Source organism: Pseudomonas sp. Leaf59 (assembly GCF_920984685.1).
In the GTDB taxonomy this organism is placed as follows: Bacteria; Pseudomonadota; Gammaproteobacteria; order Pseudomonadales; family Pseudomonadaceae; genus Aquipseudomonas.
The window spans coordinates 1-21,666 of sequence record NZ_CAKLBR010000017.1; the positions used below are offsets into that span (position 1 = coordinate 1).

Consider the following 21,666-nt stretch of genomic DNA (forward strand, 5'->3'; position numbering starts at 1 on the left):
GACTTGGTCTACGACCGACAATTTAAAAGCTAGCGTGTAATCGCGTTGGCTGCGCCTTTTTCCCGTATCCATTGAGTCCTCCTGAAGAAAGGTCAGAAGGTGTAAACCTTATTCAGGACGGGACAGCTGAAAAACAAAAGCCCCGCCATGTGAATGGCGGGGCTTTTTGCCTTTCAAAGGGGCTGATGTGCTCCGCTTAACCGCGGGACAGGAACACATCGGCCAGCAGTTGATTGCGCGGCAGGCCCGCCAGGAACAGGCGCTTGGAAAACGCCTCGACGCTGGCGGGATGCCCGCAGAGCAACGCCAGGGTTTGCCGGGAAACCACCCGCAGTTGCGCCAATGCCTGGTCAAGCTCTGCCGCCGTCCACAGCTCCACCGTCAGGTTGGGATGGCTGGTGGCCAGGGCCGCCAAGGGGCCTGCCAGGTAATGGCCGTCGACATCATGCGCCAGGTGAATCACGCGGATCGCACCCTGGTGATCCTGACGTACCGCCTCGCGCAATACGCCCCACAGCGGGCCGAGGCCTGTGCCGGAGGCCAGCAGCCACAAGGGTCGCGCCTGCCAGTCCGAATCGTAGTGCAGCGCCCCGCCGCGCAGTTCGCCCAGGCGCAGGCGATCACCGACGGCCAACCCTCGTGCGGCATCGCTGAATTCGCCGGGCAAGCGGCAATCCAGATGAAACTCCAGAAACGGATCCTCCTGCGGCAAGCTTGCCAGCGAATACGGCCGCGCCACCTGCCCCGCCCACAACACCACATGCTGCCCCGCCCGGTAACGCAAACCACGCTCCGGCTGCACACGCAGGCGCAGTACCGAAGCGCTCAGCCAGTCGACCGCCATTACCTGTGCCGCCACACCGTCACGCAAGGGATCGAAGGCTTCGACCTGCACATCACCGATCACCTGGCACTGGCAGGCCAGGCGCCAGCCGTCCTGGCGTTGTGCCGGGCTCAGGGCATCGGGCTGTTTGTCTGCAACTTCGCCGCGACAGCGCACGAGGCAGGCATGGCAACTGCCCGCCCGGCAACTGTAAGGCACGGCCGCGCCCGCCTGATTCAAGGCATCCAGCAGGTTGCTGCCGGTGGGGACCGACCAGTGGCGTTCACCGACGTGCAGTTCAGGCATATAAAGGCTCAATCAGAAGGGACGCGCACAGGGAATCATGCCTGCGACAGTTTGACCATAGCCGGGTGTATCACCCACCGCACCGGGTTATACTGCCGCGCCTTTTTAGCGTCGCGCCTTGCACCACTGTGACGTGCCTTGGAAAGGTGGCTTCAGCCGACCGATGCACTTCACTGAAGCCACCTTTATTGAATGTTCCCTTATAGAGGAGCGCGACTCATGACCGTGATCAAGCAAGACGACCTGATTCAGAGCGTTGCCGACGCCCTGCAATTCATCTCCTATTACCACCCCGTGGATTTCATCCAGGCGATGCACGAAGCCTACCTGCGCGAAGAATCGCCAGCGGCCCGTGACTCCATGGCGCAGATCCTGATCAACTCGCGCATGTGCGCCACCGGCCATCGCCCAATCTGCCAGGACACCGGTATCGTCACCGTGTTCGTGCGCGTGGGTATGGACGTGCGTTGGGATGGCGCCACCATGGGCCTGGACGACATGATCAACGAAGGCGTGCGTCGCGCCTACAACCTGCCGGAAAACGTCCTGCGCGCCTCCATCCTTGCCGACCCGGCCGGCGCGCGTAAAAACACCAAGGACAACACCCCCGCCGTGATCCACTACTCCATCGTCCCGGGTAACACCGTGGAAGTGGACGTGGCCGCCAAAGGCGGTGGTTCCGAAAACAAGTCGAAAATGGCCATGCTCAACCCGTCCGACTCAATCGTCGACTGGGTGCTCAAGACTGTTCCGACCATGGGCGCCGGCTGGTGCCCACCGGGCATGCTCGGCATCGGCATCGGCGGCACCGCCGAGAAAGCTGCGGTAATGGCCAAGGAAGTGTTGATGGAATCCATCGACATCCACGAGCTGAAAAAGCGCGGCCCCTCCAACCGTATCGAAGAGATGCGCCTGGAGCTGTTCGAGAAGGTCAACCAACTGGGCATCGGCGCCCAGGGCCTCGGTGGCCTGACCACCGTGCTCGACGTGAAGATCATGGACTACCCGACCCACGCAGCCTCGCTGCCGGTGTGCATGATCCCCAACTGCGCCGCCACCCGTCACGCGCACTTTGTGCTGGACGGTTCCGGCCCGGCGTCGCTGGAAGCGCCACCGCTGGATGCCTACCCGGAGATCGTCTGGGAAGCCGGCCCGTCGGCCCGTCGCGTCAACCTCGACACCCTTACTGCTGAAGACGTGCAAAGCTGGAAGCCGGGCGAAACCGTATTGCTCAACGGCAAGATGCTCACCGGCCGCGACGCCGCGCACAAGCGCATGGTCGAGATGCTCAACAAGGGTGAAAGCCTGCCGGTGGACCTCAAGGGCCGCTTCATCTACTACGTCGGCCCGGTTGATCCGGTGCGCGAAGAAGTGGTTGGCCCAGCGGGCCCGACCACCGCGACGCGGATGGACAAGTTCACCCGGCAGATCCTCGAGCAGACCGGCCTGTTGGGCATGATCGGCAAATCCGAGCGCGGTCCGACCGCCATCGAAGCGATCAAGGACCACAAGGCCGTGTACCTGATGGCTGTGGGCGGCGCCGCTTACCTGGTGGCGCAGGCCATCAAGAAGTCGCGTGTAGTGGCCTTCGCCGAACTGGGCATGGAAGCGATCTACGAGTTCGACGTCAAAGACATGCCGGTCACCGTTGCGGTGGACAGCAAGGGCGAATCCGTCCATATCACCGGTCCCGCCATCTGGCAGAAAAAGATCAGTGAAAGCCTGGCGGTGGAAGTGCAGTAAGCACAGTCCCGCAAGGAGAAAGGCGACTGCGGCGCAAAGCCCAGTCGCCTTTTTTATTGTGAAAATACAGTCAAATGTGGGAGCGGGCTCAACTGAACGACATTGGGCAAGCACCCCTCCCACACAAGCCCATTCGCCACAGACTCAAGCAGCGCATGCTATGGTGCGCTCCCCCCACTGCGCCTGCTCATCACCGTATGATCGTGATCACCCGCCCCCTGCGCCTCACCTTCTACGCCCTGCTGATCATCGCCGGTGCGCTATTGGCCGCCGCCCTTGCCACACGTCAAGCCGAGCGCCAGGCGCTGGTGGAGGATGCCGCTCGCGCCAATCAGCAGCTCGCGTTGTACGCCAACTCGCTGCACACCCTGATCGAACGCTACCGCGCGCTGCCTGCCGTGCTGGCGCTGGACTCGGAAATGATCCGCGCCCTGAAGGGCCCGCTGGACGCCGCCACTCAGGATGTGCTCAATCGCAAGCTGCAACGCATCAACAGCGCCGCGCAGTCTTCCACCCTCGAATTGATGGACCGCACTGGCCTCGCGGTCGCAGCCAGTAACTGGAACCTGCCGAGCAGCTACGTGGGCCACAACTACGCATTTCGTCCCTATTTCAGCCAGACCCTGAGCCAGGGCACCGGGCGTTTTTATGCGGTGGGGGTAACCACCGGCATACCGGGTTACTTTCTCTCCAGCGCGGTGCTCGACGAGAACGAGCAGTTCCTCGGCGCCATGGTGGTGAAACTGGAATTCCCCGAACTTGAACGCGAGTGGGCCCAGGGCAACGACCTGCTGCTGGTCAGCGATGCGCGGGGCATTGTGTTTATCGCCAATCAGCCGGGCTGGCGTTATCGCAATCTGCGGCCGTTGTCCGACAGCGACCAGGCCGAACTCAAAGCCACGCGCCAGTACGACAAGAAATACCTGCAAGCGCTGGACACCAGCACCCTGCAACGCTTCGGCGAAAACAGCCACCTGATGCGCGTCAGCGGTCCTGACGGCAATGCCAATTACATCTGGGAATCCATGCCGCTCAAAGCCGAGGGCTGGACCCTGCACCTGCTGCGCAAGCCGCAGTCCGCCTTCGAAGACCAGCGCAACGCGGGCCTGGCCGCCGCCGGGTCCTGGCTGGCGCTGGTGTTCCTGGTGCTGTTCCTCAGCCAGCGCTGGCGCCTGGCCCGTCTGCGCCAGCGCAGTCGCGAAGAGCTTGAACAACTGGTCGATGAACGCACCCAGGCGCTGCGCACTGCCCAGGACGGCCTGGTGCAGTCGGCCAAGCTGGCGGCGCTGGGGCAGATGTCGGCCGCCCTTGCCCATGAAATCAATCAGCCTCTGACCGCCCAGCGCATGCAATTGGCGACGCTGCGCCTGCTGCTGGACCACGGCCGCGTGGATGACGCCTACCAGGCGCTCACGCCGCTGGACGAAATGCTCACGCGCATGGCCGCCCTCACCGGCCACCTCAAGACGTTCGCCCGCAAGAGCCCCAGTGGACTGCGCGAACGGCTCGACCTGGCCACGGTGGTCGACCAGTCCCTGCACTTGCTCGACGCGCGCCTGCGTGATGAAGCCATCGGCGTGAGGCTGGACCTGACTCGCCCGGCCTGGGTGCGCGGCGACGCAATCCGCCTGGAACAGGTGCTGATCAACCTGCTGCGCAACGCCCTCGACGCCATGGCCGACACGCCGCGCAAACGTCTGGAAATACGCCTGCACACCGATGAGCAATGTTGGCAACTGACTGTCAGCGACAGCGGCGGCGGGATTGCCGAAGAGCATCTGCCCTGCGTGTTCGACCCGTTCTTTACCACTAAGCCGGTGGGCGACGGACTCGGCTTGGGGCTGGCGGTATCCTACGCTATCGTGCACGAACTGGGCGGGCGCCTGAGCGCCGGTAACCGTGGCGATGGCGCGGTATTCACCCTAACCCTGCCCGTCGCGCTGGAGACGCCAGACCTATGTTGAACGCAGTAATGGTGGTCGATGACGAAGCCGGCATTCGCACGGCCGTCGAGCAATGGTTGAACCTGTCCGGATTTGACGTGCAGTTGTTCAGCCGTGCCGACGAGTGCCTGGCGCAACTGCCCAGGGATTTCCCCGGAGTCATTCTGAGCGACGTGCGCATGCCGGGTTTGAGTGGCCTGGAGCTGCTGGCCGAAGTGCAACGCCGCGATGCCGACTTGCCAGTGATCCTGCTCACCGGCCATGGCGATGTGCCGATGGCGGTCGAAGCCATGCGCGACGGCGCCTACGACTTCCTGGAAAAACCATTCAGCCCGCAGGACCTGCTCAACAGTCTGCGCCGTGCGCTGGACAAACGCGGGCTGGTGCTGGAGAACCGTCGCCTGCATCAGCAGGCCGATCATCGCGCGCAGTTGGAAACCAGCCTGCTGGGCGTGTCCAAAGGCCTGCAAACATTGCGCCGCCAGGTGCTGGACCTGGCGAGCCTGCCGGTCAATGTGCTGATTCGCGGCGAGACCGGCAGCGGCAAGGAGTTGGTCGCGCGCTGCCTGCATGATTTCGGGCCACGGGCGAAGAAGCCGTTCGTGGCGCTCAATTGCGCGGCGATCCCCGAGCCGTTGTTTGAAGCCGAACTGTTCGGCCACGAAAGCGGCGCCTTCACGGGTGCTCAGGGCAAGCGCATCGGCAAGCTCGAGTACGCCCACGGCGGCACAGTGTTCCTGGATGAAATCGAAAGCATGCCCCTGGCCCAGCAAGTGAAATTACTACGGGTGCTGCAGGAGCAGACACTGGAGCGCCTGGGTTCCAACCAAAGCATCCAGGTGGACCTGCGCATCATCGCCGCCACCAAGCCGGACCTGCTCGAAGAGGCCCGCGCTGGACGCTTTCGTGAAGACCTGGCGTATCGATTGAACGTCGTCCAACTGCGCCTGCCGCCGCTGCGCGAACGTCGCGAAGACATTCCACTGCTGTACGAGCACTTTGCACAAAGCGCCGCCGAACGCCTTGGCCGCAACGTCGAGCCGTTGAGCGGGCCGCAGTTGGGCCGCCTGCTCAGCCACGACTGGCCGGGCAATGTGCGGGAGCTGGCCAACGCCGCCGAGCGTCAGGTGCTGGGGCTGGGCGAGCCAGAACCGGAGGGGATTGAGGTCGGGCAATCGCTGGCGGCGCAGCAGGAGGCGTTTGAGGCCCATTGCCTGAAAGCTGCGTTGAGCCGACATAACGGCGATATCAGAGCGGTACTGGCGGAGCTGCAACTGCCGCGTCGGACCCTGAATGAAAAGATGCAGCGCCATGGGTTGGTGCGGGAGATATTTCTGTAGGTCGATATTGGCGTCGCCTGCCAAGCCGCCATCGCGGGCAAGCCCGTCTCCCACAGGGGAATGCATTGCAAAGGTGGGCGCTGGCTTGCCTGCGATGACGCCTGCAGCCATCAGCGGATTTTCGCTCATCACCGCAAAACCATCAGCGACTTTCCGCTCAAAAAAATCTTGTAGCCCTTCTATCGCGGGCCTTCATCTGTTTGGCACAGCTCCTGCTACAGCCGAACCACGCTGCGTTCGCGCCGCGCCATAAAAACAACTAGATGAAGGATCCTTAGATGGATAACTCCAACTCCCTGCTTCTGGGCTCGGCGGCTGCGCCGGCACGCACCACTTCCAGCCGTATCAAGTCGATCTTCAGCGGATCGGTCGGCAATATGGTCGAGTGGTACGACTGGTATGTGTATGCTGCTTTCTCGCTGTACTTCGCCAAGACCTTCTTCCCCAAAGGCGACACCAACGCCCAACTGCTCAACACGGCCGCGATCTTTGCCGTAGGCTTCCTGATGCGCCCGATCGGCGGTTGGCTGATGGGCCTTTATGCCGATAAGGTCGGGCGTAAAAAAGCCCTGATGGCCTCGGTCTACTTGATGTGCTTTGGCTCATTGCTGATTGCTCTCAGCCCGGGCTATGAAATCATTGGTATCGGTGCACCCATCCTGCTGGTATTTGCCCGTTTGCTGCAGGGCCTGTCAGTTGGCGGTGAATACGGCACGTCCGCCACCTACCTCAGCGAAATGGCGACCAAGGAACGTCGTGGTTTCTACTCCAGCTTCCAGTACGTGACCCTGATCTCCGGCCAGCTCATCGCGCTGGCGGTGCTGATCGTGCTGCAACAATTGCTCACCACCGAGCAGCTGTACGCCTGGGGCTGGCGTATCCCGTTCGCCATCGGCGCCCTGTGCGCAGTGGTCGCGCTGTACCTGCGGCGCGGCATGGAAGAAACCGAGTCGTTCATCAAGAAGGAAAAAGCCAGGGAAAGCGCCATGCGCACCTTGATGCGCCACCCCAGGGAACTGATGACCGTGGTCGGCCTGACCATGGGCGGTACACTGGCCTTCTACACCTACACCACCTACATGCAGAAATACCTGGTGAACACGGTGGGGATGAGCATTTCCGACTCCACCACCATTTCGGCGGCGACGCTGTTTCTGTTCATGTGCCTGCAACCCCTCGTCGGCGGCCTGTCGGACAAGGTCGGTCGGCGGCCGATCCTGATCGCCTTCGGCATTCTCGGCACCCTCTTCACTGTGCCAATCCTGACCACCCTGCACACCATCCAGAGCTGGTGGGGCGCGTTCTTCCTGATCATGGCGGCGCTCGTCATTGTCAGCGGCTATACCTCGATCAACGCGGTGGTCAAGGCCGAGCTGTTCCCGACCCAAATCCGCGCACTGGGCGTGGGCCTGCCCTACGCACTGACCGTGTCGATTTTCGGCGGCACCGCCGAATACATCGCGCTGTGGTTCAAGAGCATTGGCATGGAGACGGGTTACTACTGGTATGTGACCGCGTGTATCGCGGTGTCGCTGGTGGTTTATGTGACCATGAAAGACACCCGTGAGCACTCGCGCATTACCACGGACTAAACAGCCGATGCGGTAAAAACTGTGGGAGCGGGCTTGCTCGCGAAGGCGGTCAGTCAGTTACCGAATCTGGTGACTGGCACTGCGCATTCGCGAGCAAGCCCGCTCCCACATTGGTTATGATGCGTGCCCCAGAACCGAGTATGGAACAGGCCATGTCTGAAGATATCCATTTCTACGAACCCGCCAACGGCCACGGCTTGCCCCATGATCCTTTCAACGCGATTGTCGGCCCGCGCCCGATTGGCTGGATCTCTTCCCACGACCGCGAGGGTCGCCTGAATCTGGCGCCCTACAGCTTTTTCAACGCGTTCAACTACATTCCGCCGATCATCGGGTTTTCCAGTGTCGGACGCAAAGACAGCCTGAACAACATCGAACAGACCGGCGAGTTTGTGTGGAACCTGGCCACCCGCCCGCTGGCCGAGCAGATGAACCAGAGTTGCGCGGCCGTCGCGCCGCAAGTGGATGAATTCGAACTGTCCGGCCTGACGCCGGTGGCCTCGAAAATCGTCGGTGTGCCACGGGTGGGCGAAAGCCCGGTGTCATTCGAGTGCAAAGTGACGCAGATCATTCAGTTACAGCGCGCTGACAAAGCGTTGGTGCCAAGCTGGCTGGTGTTGGGCGAAGTGGTGGCGGTGCACATTGCCAAGTGGCTGCTCAAGGACGGCATCTACGATACCGCCGCCGCCGAGCCGATCCTGCGTGGCGGCGGTCCGGCAGATTACTTCCAACTGGGCCCGGAGGCGCTGTTCAAGATGTACCGCCCAGGCGCCGGCAAACCCTGATTGCAATGCAGCCACAGGTGGGAGGGGCGCAAGTCCCTTCCCACAGGTTCAGTTATTGGCGGGCTCCCAGTTCAGCACGCCCTCTTCGTCGACATCGATCAATCGCTCGAGCTGCACGGCGGCCGCGTCATCCGCGTCGGACGCCGTCTTGAACCGCTGCCCGTCAAGGATCTTGTGAAACTGCGGTGCGCCCATGCCATCCAGTGCCTTGACGGCAACGGCGGCGCTGTAGCCTCCTTCACCCGGTACTACGGCGGAAACGGCTTCGTGATGGGCAAATTGTTTGCGTGCCATGTTGCAGGTCCTGGCCAATTGAAAGTCGGCCATTCTAAACCCTAACCGGCCAGTTGCAGGTACTCGCCATAGCCGTTGATGGCAGAGGCATCGGTGAACGTCTGGAAGTCGATGCTGCGCACCACCATGTCGTTCAACAGCTCGGTGAAGATCATCAGCGCCGGCGAATTGAAGTAGGCACTCATCGCCTGCTCGCTGCTCCAGAAGCCCGAAATCAGCCATACATCGGGATCGGTGTGGGAATGCTGCAACGAAAATTGCAGGCAACCCTGAGCCTGACGGCCCGGTTCGATCAAACTGCTCAAGCGTGCACCGAGTTCGGTGCTGCACCCGCTACGGGCACGGATAAAGGCCATATGGCTCGCGGGAATGGGGGTGGACATGTTCGACTCTCCCGTTGAGAAGTGATGCTCGGCAAGCACTGAGGGGGCGTGTTGCCACAGGATCAACGATAAGGCCACCGCTGGACGCGCGGTTAGTCGAATCCTGCAGGCTTATTGCACAATCCTGCGAAAAGCGTAGGCAGGACGTTTGCCGCCCACTGTTTATTCCAGACGCTGCTCAGTATTTGCGGACGATGACAGCCCTCGTCATTGCCTGATTCACGCCTATTCGCAGGATCAGGCAATGATTGTGCAGGATCGACGTAACACGCTTTGAAAATCCGCCGCTAAGCTCAGTCCATCAAAGCAACACGCAGAGGACGTTCCATGTCGTTGCCCGACCCCAAGCTTCTTCCCCTCGACGCCGAGATGGAAAAACAGCGCGCTGAACTCGCCGGCATCGTGCAACGCCACACCTGGGAAGAAGGTTCCTACGGCACGGCGATTACCTCGCTGTACCTGAACCGTCAAAATACGCCGCGCGACTTCATGCCGGTACTGGTGGAGCCTGCCCTGTGCATCCTCGCCAGCGGCAGCAAGGAAGTGCGCCTGGCCGACGAAATCTTCGCCTACGACCCGCTCAACTACCTGGTGTTTTCGGTAGCGATGCCGGTGGCAGGAAGGGTCATCGATGCCACGCCGCAAGATCCCAACCTGTCGGTGCGCATCAATATCGACCCGGCGCAACTGACGGCCCTGATTGCAGAAGCGGGTCCGATGGGCGTGCCTTCGCGTCCGACGTCGCGCGGGATGTACGTCGACCGCATCGACCACGCGCTGCTCGATGCGGTGCTGCGCCTGACGCGGCTGCTGGATACCCCAAAGGATATCGCGATGCTCGCGCCGCTGATCAACCGCGAGATTCTCTATCGCCTGCTGCGTGGGCCGCAGGGTTATCGGCTGTATGAGATTGCCGTGGCCAACAGTCAGAGTCATCGCGTCAGCCAGGCGATCACCTGGCTGAACGGCAACTATGAGCAACCGCTGCGCATCGATGACCTGGCCAGGGAGGTGAACCTCAGCGTCTCGACCTTGCACCACCGCTTCAAGGCGATCACCGCCATGAGCCCGCTGCAATACCAGAAGCAACTGCGCCTGCAGGAAGCGCGCCGGTTGATGATTGCCGAAGGGTTGGAAGCGTCGGCGGCGGGGTATCGGGTGGGGTATGAAAGCCCGTCGCAGTTCAGCCGGGAATACAGCCGGTTGTTTGGTGCGCCGCCCCTGAGAGACCTGGCCCGCCTGCGCCAAAGCATCTGACCGAATGAAGACCAAAATGTGGGAGGGGGCTTGCTCCCGATGGCGGTGGGTCAGAAACACATAACCTGACTGACACACCGCCATCGGGAGCAAGCCCCCTCCCACAGTTGAAACCTGTAGCTCTTCAGTCCAGCGTTCGGGGCAGCTGTAACGTGACCCGCAACCCACCCTCGCGCAGATTCTGCAAACTCACTTCCCCGCCATGACTATGGGCAATGTTGCGCGCAATCCCCAGCCCCAGTCCATAACCCTGCTGGTGCCCGGCGAGGCGGAAGTGCGGCTCGAACACCTGTTCCAGACGCTGCTCCGGCACGCCGGGCCCTTCATCGTCCACGTGCAGAATGAACTGCGCGCCATCGTCCTCGATGTGCAAATGGGCGTTCTGCCCATACTTCAAGGCGTTGTCGATCAGGTTGCCGATGCAGCGCTTGAGCGCCAGCGGCTTGCCCGCATAGGCCGCCAGGGCATATCCGTTCAGCGTCACGCGACCATTGCCGTTGGGCGCCAGATAAGGCTCCACCAGGCATTCGAGCACGTGGTTGAGGTCTACCGGCTGGATGTTTTCGTGGATGTCGGTGTCTTTCACGCATTGCAGCGCGCCCTTCACCAGCAGTTCCAGCTCGTCCAGGTCCCGGCCGAACTTGGCTTGCAGGTTTTCGTCTTCGAGCAATTCCACGCGCAGGCGCAGGCGGGTGATCGGCGTGCGCAGGTCGTGGGAAATCGCGCTGAATAACTGGCTGCGCTCGGTCAGGTAGCGGCTGATGCGTTCGCGCATGGCATTGAAGGCGCGCCCCACTTCCACCACTTCACTGCCACCGCCCTCGGCCACCGGCTCCACATCGGCACCCAGGGACATGTCCCGCGCCGCCCGTGCCAGACGTTTGAGCGGGCGACTCTGCCAATGCACCAGCAAGCCGATGAACAGCAGCAGCAAACCGCTGGTCAGCACGATAAACCACACCTGCTGCGATGGCAGGCTTTGTTCTTCAAGACTGGTGTACGGCTCTGGCAGCAGCGAGGCGATGTACAGCCATTCGCCGGGGGCGAGCTGAATCTGCGTGACCAGCACCGGCGGGTTCACCGGCTCCAGGGTCAGCGCGTAATGCGCCCAGGAGCGCGGCAGCTCATCGAGCTTGAGGCCGGCATTGAAGATGCGCAGGTCTTCGGCGCTGACGAACTCCACCGAGATCAGCACATCGCCGCCCAGGGTCTGGCGCAGCACCTCGTCGACCGCCTGCAGCACCGCCTGCTTGCGCGGGGTCTGTGGCAGCACCGCCATGTCCAGCGGACGATCATTGAGAGTCACGACAAACCGCGTGCCGCCCATGCTGCGCAATTGGTCCAGCACCAACGGGCGATAGGCCACCGGCAGCGAGCGGAAATAGCTCACGCTGGCGGTCATCGAGTGCGCCAGGCTGCGCGCGCTGGTGACCAGGCCTTCAAGTTGAGTAGCGCGCAGTTGCGACACCCAGATCACGCTGGACAGCGCCTGGGCAAACAGCACCACCAGCAAGGTCAGCAGGAGCATGCGCCCCAGCAGCGAGCGCGGTACCGGAAAGCGGCGCCGGCGTTCGGCTACCGGCTCAATGGGCATTGCCGGCAACCACGCTGGCTGCCAGTTGGTAACCGCTGCCGCGCACGGTGCGGATCAGCCTCGGCGGTTTTTCGGTGTCGCGCAGGCGTTGGCGCAGGCGGCTGACGGCCATGTCGACGATCCGGTCCAGGGGCATCAGGTCACGGCCACGGGTGGCGTTGCCGATGGTGTCGCGGTCGAGGATCTGTTGCGGGTGATCCAGAAACAATTTGAGCAGGGCAAAATCGGCGCCGGACAGAATCACCTCTTCACCGTCCACGTGAAACAGCCGGTGGCTGATCATGTCCAGGCGCCATTCATCGAACACCAGCACATCCGCCGTGCCGCTGCGCTCCTGGCCGAACTGGCAGCGCCGCAACAGCGCCTTGATCCGGGCCTGCAACTCTCGAGGGCTGAAGGGCTTACCGATGTAGTCATCGGCGCCCAGTTCCAGGCCGATCACGCGGTCGGCTTCGTCGGAGCTGGCAGTGAGCATGATGATCGGCACCTGCGCCTGACGCGGATGCTGGCGAATCCAGCGGCACAGACTGAAGCCGTCCTCGTCCGGCAGCATCACATCGAGAATGACCAGGTCGCACGGTGCCTCGTTCATCGCCTGACGGAACCCCGCGCCGTCGGGCACGCCACGCACCTGGAAGCCGGCGCGACTGAGGTAGGTTTGCAGCAATTCGCGGATTTCCTGGTCGTCGTCGACGAGGAGAATGGATTTACTGATTACGCTCACGGGGGGCCTCCTGGATGGTGGGGACAAGCTTAAAGCATCTGGCGCCCTTTAGGCCGCCATCGCAGGCAAGCCTGCGATGAGGCCATCAGCCCCTACGCAAAAGCCTGTTCAAGCGCGACGCCCGCACCGGTCAACCCGGAATACGGCGCCGTCACCAACCACACAGGAATGCCGTTGAAGTAGTCGCTCATGCAGCCCTTGTCGCTGAAACTCTTGGCAAAACCACTGTTGATGAAAAAGTCGGCAAACCTGGGGATCACGCCGCCCACGATATACACGCCGCCGCGCCCGCCAGTGGTGAGCACGTTGTTACCGGCAACCCGGCCCAGCCAGATGCTGAACTGATCCAACACCTCCGTCGCCACCGGGTCGCCGGCCAGGCCGGCCGCCGTGATGGCTTCAGGCGTGTCCAGCACCGGCACATGCCCATCCACCGCACAGATCGCCCGGTACAGACGCGGCAGTCCGCCACCGCTCAATGCGGTTTCGGCGCTGACGTGGCCGATTTCGCCGTGAATGTGCTGCCACAGTTGGGTTTCGCGCACGCTGCTCAGGGGCAGGTCGACGTGGCCGCCCTCCCCCGGCAATGCGGCAAACCGGCCTGCACCAAGGTCCAGCAACGTACCGACGCCCAGCCCCGTGCCCGGCCCGATCACCACGGCCGGGCGCAACGGCTCCGGCGTGCCTTCGCAGACCACGCGAAATTCATCCGGCTGCAGGCGGGTCATGCCCAGGGCCATGGCCGAAAAATCATTCACCAGCAGCAGCTCATCCACCTGCAACGTCTGGCAGAACGCCGTCTTGCTCAGGCGCCAGTGGTTGTTGGTGAACCTGAATTCATCCCCGCTTACCGGCCCGGCCACCGACAGGCACACCGCGCCGATGTCCCCGATTTCCAGGCCTTCTTCTTTGAGATAAACCTTGATCGCCTCTTCCGGGCTCTGGTGATCCGCCGTGGCGTGCACCCGGATCGAATGCAGCGCCTGATCGCGCCACAACGCAAAACGGGCATTGGTGCCCCCGATATCACCGACCAGCGCTAACTTCACTTAAGCGTCTCCAAGGCAGAGGTAAAGGCGCTGGCGCCCTGCTCTGCGGAGCTTGCGGCCAAGCGCATGAATGCAAACAGCTCGCGCCCCGCCCCCACGTTATTGCCCAGCAGTCCCGTGGCAGGTGTGCGTGCTGCAAACTCTTCGGCGTCCACCTTAAGCTCCAGGGTGCCGGTAACGCCATCCACGCGAATGATATCGCCATCGCGCACGCGCGCCAGCGGCCCGCCGCTCTGGGCTTCGGGGTTCACATGGATCGCGGCAGGAATCTTACCCGACGCGCCGGACATGCGCCCATCGGTAACCAACGCCACTTTGAAACCGCGGTCCTGCAATACGCCGAGAAACGGCGTCATCTTGTGCAGTTCGGGCATGCCATTGGAGCGCGGGCCCTGGAAGCGCATCACGGCGACGAAGTCTTTTTCCAGTTGGCCGGCCTTGAAGGCATCGGCCAGGTCCTGCTGGTCCTGGAACACCACAGCCGGGGCTTCGACTACCTGGTGCTCCGGCGCCACCGCGGACACTTTCATCACGCCACGACCGAGGTTGCCTTCCATCACGCGCAAGCCGCCTTCGGGCGAGAACGCACGGGCGACGGGACGCAGGATGGTTTCGTCGAGGCTTTCGATGGGGCCGTCGCGCCAGATCAGCTCGCCGTCGACCAGGAACGGCTCCTGGGTGTAACGGCTCAGCCCCTTGCCGGCCACGGTGTTGACGTCTTCGTGCAGCAGCCCGGCTTCGAGCAGTTCGCGGATCAGGAAGGACATGCCGCCCGCCGCCTGGAAATGGTTGATGTCGGCCTTGCCGTTGGGGTAGACGTGGGACAGGGTCGGCACCACTTCGGAGAGGTCGGCCATGTCCTGCCAGGTGAGGATGATGCCCGCCGACATGGCGATGGCCGGCATGTGCAGGGTGTGGTTGGTGGAACCGCCGGTGGCGTTGAGGGCAACGATGGAATTGACGATGGATTTTTCGTCGACGATCTCGCCGATAGGCGTGAAGTTGCCGTTGGCCTTGGTCAGGCGGGTGACCTGGTGCGCCGCTTCGCGGGTCAGCGCGTCACGCAGCGGCGTGTACGGATTGACGAACGAGGCGCCCGGCAGGTGCAGGCCCATCACTTCCATCAGCAGCTGATTGGTGTTGGCAGTGCCGTAGAAGGTGCAGGTGCCGGGACTGTGGTAGGACTTCATCTCCGATTCCAGCAGCTCTTCGCGGCTGGCCTTGCCTTCGGCGTAGCGCTGGCGCACATCGGCTTTCTGCTTGTTGGAGATGCCCGACGGCATCGGGCCGCCCGGGACGAAAACCATCGGCAGGTGGCCGTAACGCAGCGCGCCCATCATCAGGCCCGGCACGATCTTGTCGCAGATACCCAGCATCAGCGCCGCGTCGAACATGTTGTGGGACAGCGCAACCGCCGTGGACATCGCGATCACTTCGCGGCTGAGCAGGCTCAGCTCCATGCCGGGCTCGCCCTGGGTGACGCCGTCGCACATCGCCGGGGTGCCGCCGGCGAACTGGCCGACCGAGCCGACTTCGCGCAGGGCTGTCTTGATCTGTTCCGGAAAGTGTTCGTAAGGCTGATGCGCCGAGAGCATGTCGTTATATGAAGAAACAATTGCCACGTTGGCGGCATTCATCATGCGCAGACTATTTTTATCTTCAGTGCCGCAACCGGCCACGCCGTGGGCGAAATTGGCGCATTGCAGCTTGCCGCGCATCGGACCGTCGCTGGCTGCGCCGCGAATGAGCGCAAGGTAGGCCTCACGGGTGGCGCGGCTGCGGGCGATAAGCCGTTCGGTGACCTCAAGGACGCGGGGATGCATGTGTAGAACTCCAGGCTAACGGATGTGGCGACCTGAGTGTCTATGCTGATCAAACGCCCGCGCGCATGGGATGGCAGGGTGTCGTTTGGATCATCGGACCAGTTGATTCAGGTCACTCGTTGTAGATTGAACAAAATATTGCCACTAAAAAGGCTTGTTTTCTATTTTTATGCGAATAATCTTGTAATTCTTACAACAAATCGACGACAGGCACCTTCCAATGACTCTTCGTATCGCAATCAATGGTTTTGGCCGTATCGGCCGTAATGTCCTGCGCGCACTGTATACCCAAGGCTACCGCCAGGATTTGCAGATCGTCGCCATCAACGATCTGGGCGACAGTTCGATCAACGCCCACCTGCTCAAATTCGACACCGTACACGGCACTTTCGACGCAGAGGTCGCCCACGATCAGGAAAGCCTGACCGTCAATGGTGACCGGATTGCCGTCAGCGCCATCCGCAACCCGGCCGACCTGCCATGGGCCGCGCACAAGATCGACGTGGTGTTCGAATGCACCGGTCTGTTCACCGAGCGTGACAAGGCTGCCGCCCATATTACCGCCGGCGCGCGCAAGGTGATCATCTCCGCGCCGGCCAAGGGCGCGGACGCCACCGTGGTCTACGGCGTAAACCATGACATTTTGCGTCAGTCCCACCAGATCATTTCGAACGCCTCGTGCACCACCAACTGCCTGGCGCCGGTGGCCCAGGTGCTGCACCGCGAACTGGGCATCGAAAGCGGCCTGATGACCACGATTCACGCCTACACCAACGACCAGAACCTCACCGACGTCTACCACACCGACCCATACCGCGCGCGCTCGGCAACGCAGAACATGATCCCGAGCAAGACCGGCGCGGCCGAAGCAGTGGGCCTGGTGCTGCCGGAACTGGCGGGCAAGTTGACCGGCATGGCGGTGCGGGTCCCGGTGATCAACGTGTCGCTGGTCGACCTCACCGTGCAACTGAAGAAAGAGGCCACGGCTGACGAGGTCAACGCACTGCTCAAGGAAGCCAGCCAGCACTCGAAGATCCTCGGCTACAACACCCTGCCGCTGGTTTCCAGTGACTTCAACCATAATCCGCTGTCGTCGATCTTCGACGCCAACCACACCAAGGCCAGCGGCAAGCTGCTCAAAGTGCTGGCCTGGTACGACAACGAGTGGGGCTTCTCCAACCGCATGCTGGATAACTGCCTGGCGCTGTGCAACGCCGAGTAAGCAGGCAACAGAGGTCCCTGTGGGAGCTGGCTTGTCTGCGATAGCATCACCTCGGTCCAACTGAAATACCGAGGTGCCTGCATCGCGGGCAAGCCCTAATGCCGTTCAGTTAAGGAAAATGTGTGGGCTTATTGTGGCGAGCGGGCTTGCCCCGCGTTGGGGTGCGAAGCGCCCCCAATCAAGAAACCCTCGGTATACCTGATACTACGCGGAGGCTGGCTTTGGGGCTGCTGCGCAGCCCAACGCAGGACAAGCCTGCTCGCCACAGGGAATCTGCGCTTAACTGAACGGCATTAGGGTAAGCCCGGCTGCCACAAAAGCCTCCTTCCACATTTGATCGGTACCGGCTCACAGCAATAGCCACTTGCCATTTCCGTTGTTGATAAGCATTATCATTTGCTTGCAACCGGCCTGGTATCCCTGTGAGCCAATCTCGCTTCAACCATGTCTTTCTCACCCAACGGGTGATTCTGCTACGCACCTTGCAGCGGATGGTGAATAACCACAGCACCGCCGAGGACCTGTTGCAGGAAACCTACCTGCGCGTCACACGGGCCCTGAGCGAGCGGCCGATCGATCACCTCGAACCCTTCGTCTACCAGACGGCGCGCAACCTGGCGCTGGACCATCTGCGCGCGCGCCGAATTCAGGCCCGCACGTTGCAGGAAGACGTGCCACTGGATGTGCTGCAAAGCGTCGCATCCCCTGTCAGCACGCCCGAAGACGCCACCCAGGCCGAGCAACTGCTGGAGCATCTGAGCGTCAGCCTCGGTCAGTTGAGCGCACGCCAACAGCAGATCTTCATCCTCAGCCGCCTGCACGGCTGCAGTTACCAGGAGATTGCCGATCAATTGGACGTGTCCTTGAGCACCGTGCAAAAGGAACTGAAGCTGATCATGGCCATCTGTGTAGGTGTGGCCCAGAGGCTGGATCAGCCGTAAGCTACATCCGACAGAACTGTCGAACCGGCCTGCAGGAACAATGACTAGAACGTGGCGAAGACCCGAGGCACACCGTGACCGACCCGAATAACCTGCGCCCCCATGAGCTGGCTCATGAGGTGTTGCAAGACGCGGCTATGGACCAGGCGCTCGACTGGCTGATCGCGCTGCAGTGCCCGCAACCGGGGCAGCAGGCTGCGTTCGAGGCCTGGCTGGCCAGCGACCCGGCGCACGCCCTCGCCTTCGCCAACGCCCAGGCAGCCTGGGGCGGCGCGCCGGTGCACAGTGCCGCAATCGCCCTGGCAGCGCCGCGCAAACCGGGCGTCTGGCGCCGTATCAAGCCACACTGGAAACCCCTGGCCACCGCCGCCGTGCTGGTGCTGGGGCTGCTGAGCTTCAGCAACCTGCCCGCGCGCTTGCAGGCTGACCACCTCACCGTGGTGGGTGAGCGCCAGCGCCTGCAACTGGACGACGGCTCCACAGTGCTGCTCAACACCAACTCGGCGTTCTCCAGCAGCATCAAGGACCACCAGCGCGTTGCCCGCCTGTATCAAGGTGAGGCTTTTTTCGAGGTCATGCCCAGTCGCGGCCTGCCCCTGGAAGTCGATGCCGGCCCGGTGCGGGCCAGCGTGCGCGACACCGCCTTCGCCGTGCGCTACCTCAACGGCGAAGCGCAGGTGCAGGTGCAGCGCGGCGATGTCGACCTGCGCAACACCTTCGACGATGCCCGCGTGCGCCTGAGCGCCGGCGAAAGCATCCGCATCGGTCCCAAGGGATTTGGCCCGCCTGCCCGACTGGATCCGGCCAAGGACCTGGCCTGGGTACAGGGCCGGCTGGTGTTCGAAAACTGCCCGATGAGCGAAGTGCTCGCCGAACTGCGCCGCTATTACCCTGGCTGGATCGTCAACACCAACGACAAACTCGCCAGCGTCGCCGTCACCGGCAATTATCGCCTCGACCAGCCGCTAGACGTGGTGCGCTCTCTGGCTCATATCACGTCGGCCAGGCTCGCGGAATTCCCGGCGCTGGTCATTCTCAACTAAATGAGAATTATTTTTACTCGATGTTAACCGGCGATACGTCTCGTTATAGCCAATGCAACTGATTCCTATTTGGAGCGGTTCGCAACTATAAGATTCGTACCTCCGGAGCGTTCACGATGTCCTCTTGTTTCAACCGTCGGTCTTCCTCGCCCGTATTGTCCCTGCTGACTGCCGCTCTCCTGCTGGCCGGTGCGCCGGTGATGGACGCTGCGGCTGCCGAGCCGACCCCGCGCAGCCATGGCAATTACGCGTTCAGCATTGAACAGCAGCCACTGGTCACGGCGCTCAATGCCTTTACCGCCGTGACCGGCTGGCAAGTAGGCCTGCCGGCCGAGCTGGGCCAGGGTGTGTCATCGCCAGGCGTGCGCGGCGCACTGCCACCCGAGAGAGCGCTGGATCGGCTGTTGGTGGGGACCAACCTGAGCTACCGCAAACTGGGCAATAACAACATCGTGCTGGAAAAACGCGCCGTCGGCGGCACCGTCAACCTGCAACAGGTGACCATCAGCGCCACCCGTACCGAGCAGGCGGTGGACAGCGTACCGAGCACCGTCACCGTGCATGAGCGCCAGGAACTGGACCGCCAGAACGTGAACACCCTTCGCGAACTGGTGCGCTACGAACCCGGCGTATCGGTGGGCGGCGCAGGTACTCGCTCCGGTAACGGGGGGTATAACATTCGCGGGATCGACGGCAACCGCATCCTCACCCAGGTCGATGGCGTCGAAGTGCCGGACAACTTCTTCAACGGCCCCTACGCCAAGACGCGCCGCAACTACGTCGATCCGGAAATCGTCAAGCGCGTGGAAATCCTCCGTGGCCCGGCCTCGGCCCTTTACGGCAGCAGCGCCATCGGCGGCGCCGTGAGTTATTTCACCCTCGACCCGGACGACATCATCAAACCGGGCCAGGACGTCGGCGCCCGCCTGAAAACCGGCTATAGCTCCGCCGACGACAGCTGGCTGACCTCCGGCACCGTCGCTGGCCGCGTACAGGACATCGACGGCCTGCTGCACCTGAGCCAACGCAGGGGTCATGAAACCCAGTCCTACGACGGCAACAACGCCACCGGCCTGGCCCGCACCGGCGCCAACCCGGAGGATGCGCGCACCACCAACGTACTGGCCAAACTGGGCTGGAACTACGGGGACGACAACCGCCTGGGCCTGACCTACGAAAAGTACAAGGATGATCGCGACGTCAACCTGAAAAACGCGGTGGGCGGCCCGTTCATTGGCGGCCGCGGCTTCAACCTCTACCGCGACCGGCGCGGCAACGACACCATCACCCGGGAACGTTTCGGCCTGGAAAACACCTTCTCCCTCGAGTCGCCGATAGCCGACCGCATCAAGACCAGCCTCAATTACCAGATCGCCAAGACCGACCAGACCACCGCCGAGATCTATCAGTCGGGCCGCCGCGTTCTGCGCACCCGCGACACGCTGTACGAAGAAAAACAATGGGTATTCGATGCACAACTGGACAAGGCCTTCAGCCTCGGCGATACCGATCACCAGGTGACTTACGGCACCACGCTCAAACAGCAGAAAGTCACCGGTTCGCGCGAAGGCGCCGCCACGTGCCTGGCGGTTGGCAGTGGCTGCACCGCCATCGGTGCACCGAGCCCGCAAGCCGGCGACAGCGTGAAGAAATCCAGTGACTTCCCGGACCCGACCATCAACACCTATTCGCTGTTCGCCCAGGACCAGATCACCTGGGACAAATGGACCTTCCTGCCCGCCGTGCGCTACGACTACACCCAGCTCAAGCCGAAACTGACCCAGGCGTTTCTCAACACCGTAAACCCCACGGGTGCGGCTTCGGTCAGCGACAAGGACAAGACCTGGCACCGCGTGACGCCCAAGTTTGGTCTGACCTACGCCCTTACCGATCAATACACCTGGTTCGGCCAATACGCCGAAGGTTTCCGCACGCCCTCCGCCAAGTCGCTGTACGGCCGCTTCGAAAACCTCAACCTGGGTTACACCGTCGAACCCAACCCCGACCTCAAGCCGGAAACCAGCAAAGGGATCGAGACCGGGATTCGCGGCGCATTCGACGCAGGCTCCTTCGAGATCGCGGTGTTCTACAACAAGTACCGCAACTTCATCGACGAAGACAACGCCGTGGTCGGCGGCACCGTGGAGCAGTTCCAGGCCATCAACATCAAGCGCGCCACCGTCAGGGGCGCCGAAGCCAAGGGCCGCCTCAACCTGGATACCTTCGGCGCGCCGCAGGGTCTCTACACCCAGGGCGCGGTGTCCTATGCCTACGGTCGTAACGATGAGAACGGCGAACCGCTCAACAGCGTCAACCCGCTCAAGGGCGTGTTCGGCCTGGGCTACGACCAGGACAACTACGGCGGCCTGCTGAGCTGGACACTGGTGAAAAAGCAGCATCGCGTCGACAGCAGCACCTTCCACGCACCGGACGGCGACACCAGCGGCCCGTTCAAGACACCGGGCTTTGGCATCCTCGACCTGAGCGCGTACTACAAAGTCAGCCAGGACGTGACCATCAACGGTGGCCTCTACAACCTCACCGACAAAAAATACTGGAACTGGGATGACGTGCGCAGCTACGACAGCGTCGGCGAAGCGGCAGTGACAGGCCCGGCCAACCTCGACCGCCTGACCCAGCCCGGCCGCAACGTTGCGATCAACCTGATCTGGGACATCTGACGACATCAGCCTCACCTCGCCGCGATTGTTCAGCGCCGGGGTGAGGATTTTTTACTGTGCCGCGTCTTCTTGTTCGTCTAGTTGATAACCGCTCTCTTCAGGGCAACCAGGCGCTACCCTTCT

The 21,666-nt window shown here is 62.3% G+C and carries 17 protein-coding genes; 10 read left to right on the top strand and 7 right to left on the bottom strand.

What is annotated here, in order from left to right; translation table 11 throughout:
- Positions 1 to 196 precede the first annotated feature (196 nt).
- Positions 197 to 1,129 carry an iron-sulfur-binding ferredoxin reductase gene (locus LUB09_RS17510; protein WP_231423193.1) on the bottom strand — a complete coding sequence of 311 codons (933 nt, stop codon included), beginning with the start codon at positions 1,127 to 1,129 and terminating at the stop codon, positions 197 to 199.
- 219 nt (positions 1,130 to 1,348) lie between these two features.
- Here LUB09_RS17510 and LUB09_RS17515 point away from each other — a divergent pair, with 219 nt between their 5' ends.
- From LUB09_RS17515 to LUB09_RS17535, 5 genes are all read left to right on the top strand, one after another.
- A complete protein-coding gene (locus LUB09_RS17515) occupies positions 1,349 to 2,872 on the top strand; it encodes a fumarate hydratase (protein WP_209984327.1) in 1,524 nt (507 codons plus the stop codon).
- A gap of 197 nt (positions 2,873 to 3,069) precedes the next feature.
- On the top strand, positions 3,070 to 4,836 hold the full coding sequence (locus LUB09_RS17520) for an ATP-binding protein (protein ID WP_231423194.1): 1,767 nt from the start codon (positions 3,070 to 3,072) through the stop codon (positions 4,834 to 4,836).
- Positions 4,830 to 6,155 (top strand): sigma-54-dependent transcriptional regulator, encoded by a 1,326-nt coding sequence (locus tag LUB09_RS17525; RefSeq protein WP_231423195.1) that lies wholly within the window; start codon positions 4,830 to 4,832, stop codon positions 6,153 to 6,155. Before LUB09_RS17520 ends, LUB09_RS17525 begins: the two co-directional genes overlap by 7 nt.
- A gap of 278 nt (positions 6,156 to 6,433) precedes the next feature.
- Positions 6,434 to 7,747: an MFS transporter gene (locus LUB09_RS17530; protein ID WP_231423196.1), complete on the top strand. Its 1,314-nt coding sequence runs from the start codon at positions 6,434 to 6,436 to the stop codon at positions 7,745 to 7,747.
- Positions 7,748 to 7,899: 152 nt separating this feature from the next.
- Complete coding sequence (locus tag LUB09_RS17535; RefSeq protein ID WP_209984340.1) at positions 7,900 to 8,532, top strand: flavin reductase family protein; 633 nt, start codon at positions 7,900 to 7,902, stop codon at positions 8,530 to 8,532.
- Between the two features lie 48 nt (positions 8,533 to 8,580).
- Here LUB09_RS17535 and LUB09_RS17540 read toward each other — a convergent pair whose 3' ends face one another.
- Both LUB09_RS17540 and LUB09_RS17545 read right to left on the bottom strand, forming a co-directional pair.
- Complete coding sequence (locus LUB09_RS17540) at positions 8,581 to 8,859, bottom strand: hypothetical protein (protein WP_209984343.1); 279 nt, start codon at positions 8,857 to 8,859, stop codon at positions 8,581 to 8,583.
- A gap of 8 nt (positions 8,860 to 8,867) precedes the next feature.
- A complete protein-coding gene (locus LUB09_RS17545; protein WP_231423197.1) occupies positions 8,868 to 9,209 on the bottom strand; it encodes an antibiotic biosynthesis monooxygenase family protein in 342 nt (113 codons plus the stop codon).
- Between the two features lie 327 nt (positions 9,210 to 9,536).
- Between LUB09_RS17545 and LUB09_RS17550 the strand changes: the two genes are divergently transcribed.
- A complete protein-coding gene (locus LUB09_RS17550; RefSeq protein ID WP_231423198.1) occupies positions 9,537 to 10,466 on the top strand; it encodes an AraC family transcriptional regulator in 930 nt (309 codons plus the stop codon).
- Between the two features lie 124 nt (positions 10,467 to 10,590).
- On the opposite strand, the gene LUB09_RS17555 is transcribed toward LUB09_RS17550, so the two are convergent.
- From LUB09_RS17555 to edd, 4 genes are all read right to left on the bottom strand, one after another.
- Positions 10,591 to 12,060 carry an ATP-binding protein gene (locus LUB09_RS17555; protein WP_231423199.1) on the bottom strand — a complete coding sequence of 490 codons (1,470 nt, stop codon included), beginning with the start codon at positions 12,058 to 12,060 and terminating at the stop codon, positions 10,591 to 10,593.
- On the bottom strand, positions 12,050 to 12,784 hold the full coding sequence (locus LUB09_RS17560; RefSeq protein ID WP_003237599.1) for a response regulator: 735 nt from the start codon (positions 12,782 to 12,784) through the stop codon (positions 12,050 to 12,052). The genes LUB09_RS17555 and LUB09_RS17560 overlap by 11 nt, the downstream gene beginning before the upstream one ends.
- Before the next feature lie 92 nt (positions 12,785 to 12,876).
- Positions 12,877 to 13,833, bottom strand: coding sequence for a glucokinase (locus LUB09_RS17565; RefSeq protein ID WP_209984354.1), 957 nt, complete (start codon positions 13,831 to 13,833; stop codon positions 12,877 to 12,879).
- The gene (gene edd / locus LUB09_RS17570) at positions 13,830 to 15,656 is read right to left on the bottom strand and encodes a phosphogluconate dehydratase (RefSeq protein ID WP_057007204.1); all 1,827 of its coding nucleotides are present in this window, start codon (positions 15,654 to 15,656) and stop codon (positions 13,830 to 13,832) included. The genes LUB09_RS17565 and edd overlap by 4 nt, the downstream gene beginning before the upstream one ends.
- A 220-nt stretch (positions 15,657 to 15,876) precedes the next feature.
- On the opposite strand from edd, the gene gap reads away from it, so the two are divergent.
- The 4 genes from gap to LUB09_RS17590 all read left to right on the top strand — a co-directional run bounded on the left by gap (position 15,877) and on the right by LUB09_RS17590 (position 21,543).
- Entirely contained in the window at positions 15,877 to 16,878 is a 1,002-nt protein-coding gene (gene gap / locus LUB09_RS17575; protein WP_057007205.1) for a type I glyceraldehyde-3-phosphate dehydrogenase, read from the top strand.
- A gap of 422 nt (positions 16,879 to 17,300) precedes the next feature.
- Complete coding sequence (locus LUB09_RS17580) at positions 17,301 to 17,819, top strand: RNA polymerase sigma factor (RefSeq protein WP_209984357.1); 519 nt, start codon at positions 17,301 to 17,303, stop codon at positions 17,817 to 17,819.
- A gap of 74 nt (positions 17,820 to 17,893) precedes the next feature.
- The gene (locus tag LUB09_RS17585; protein WP_231423200.1) at positions 17,894 to 18,862 is read left to right on the top strand and encodes a FecR family protein; all 969 of its coding nucleotides are present in this window, start codon (positions 17,894 to 17,896) and stop codon (positions 18,860 to 18,862) included.
- Positions 18,863 to 18,978: 116 nt separating this feature from the next.
- Positions 18,979 to 21,543, top strand: a complete 2,565-nt coding sequence (locus LUB09_RS17590) for a TonB-dependent receptor (RefSeq protein WP_231423201.1) — start codon at positions 18,979 to 18,981, stop codon at positions 21,541 to 21,543.
- Positions 21,544 to 21,666: the final 123 nt, after the last annotated feature.

Coding starts and splice junctions, on each gene's coding strand:
- LUB09_RS17590 (WP_231423201.1), top strand. CDS start 18,979: ATGTCCTCTTGTTTCAACCGTCGGTCTTCCTCGCCCGTATTGTCCCTG.
- gap (WP_057007205.1), top strand. CDS start 15,877: ATGACTCTTCGTATCGCAATCAATGGTTTTGGCCGTATCGGCCGTAAT.
- LUB09_RS17510 (WP_231423193.1), bottom strand. CDS start 1,129: ATGCCTGAACTGCACGTCGGTGAACGCCACTGGTCGGTCCCCACCGGC.
- LUB09_RS17550 (WP_231423198.1), top strand. CDS start 9,537: ATGTCGTTGCCCGACCCCAAGCTTCTTCCCCTCGACGCCGAGATGGAA.
- LUB09_RS17540 (WP_209984343.1), bottom strand. CDS start 8,859: ATGGCCGACTTTCAATTGGCCAGGACCTGCAACATGGCACGCAAACAA.
- LUB09_RS17535 (WP_209984340.1), top strand. CDS start 7,900: ATGTCTGAAGATATCCATTTCTACGAACCCGCCAACGGCCACGGCTTG.
- edd (WP_057007204.1), bottom strand. CDS start 15,656: ATGCATCCCCGCGTCCTTGAGGTCACCGAACGGCTTATCGCCCGCAGC.
- LUB09_RS17545 (WP_231423197.1), bottom strand. CDS start 9,209: ATGTCCACCCCCATTCCCGCGAGCCATATGGCCTTTATCCGTGCCCGT.
- LUB09_RS17515 (WP_209984327.1), top strand. CDS start 1,349: ATGACCGTGATCAAGCAAGACGACCTGATTCAGAGCGTTGCCGACGCC.
- LUB09_RS17555 (WP_231423199.1), bottom strand. CDS start 12,060: ATGCCCATTGAGCCGGTAGCCGAACGCCGGCGCCGCTTTCCGGTACCG.
- LUB09_RS17520 (WP_231423194.1), top strand. CDS start 3,070: ATGATCGTGATCACCCGCCCCCTGCGCCTCACCTTCTACGCCCTGCTG.
- LUB09_RS17530 (WP_231423196.1), top strand. CDS start 6,434: ATGGATAACTCCAACTCCCTGCTTCTGGGCTCGGCGGCTGCGCCGGCA.
- LUB09_RS17525 (WP_231423195.1), top strand. CDS start 4,830: ATGTTGAACGCAGTAATGGTGGTCGATGACGAAGCCGGCATTCGCACG.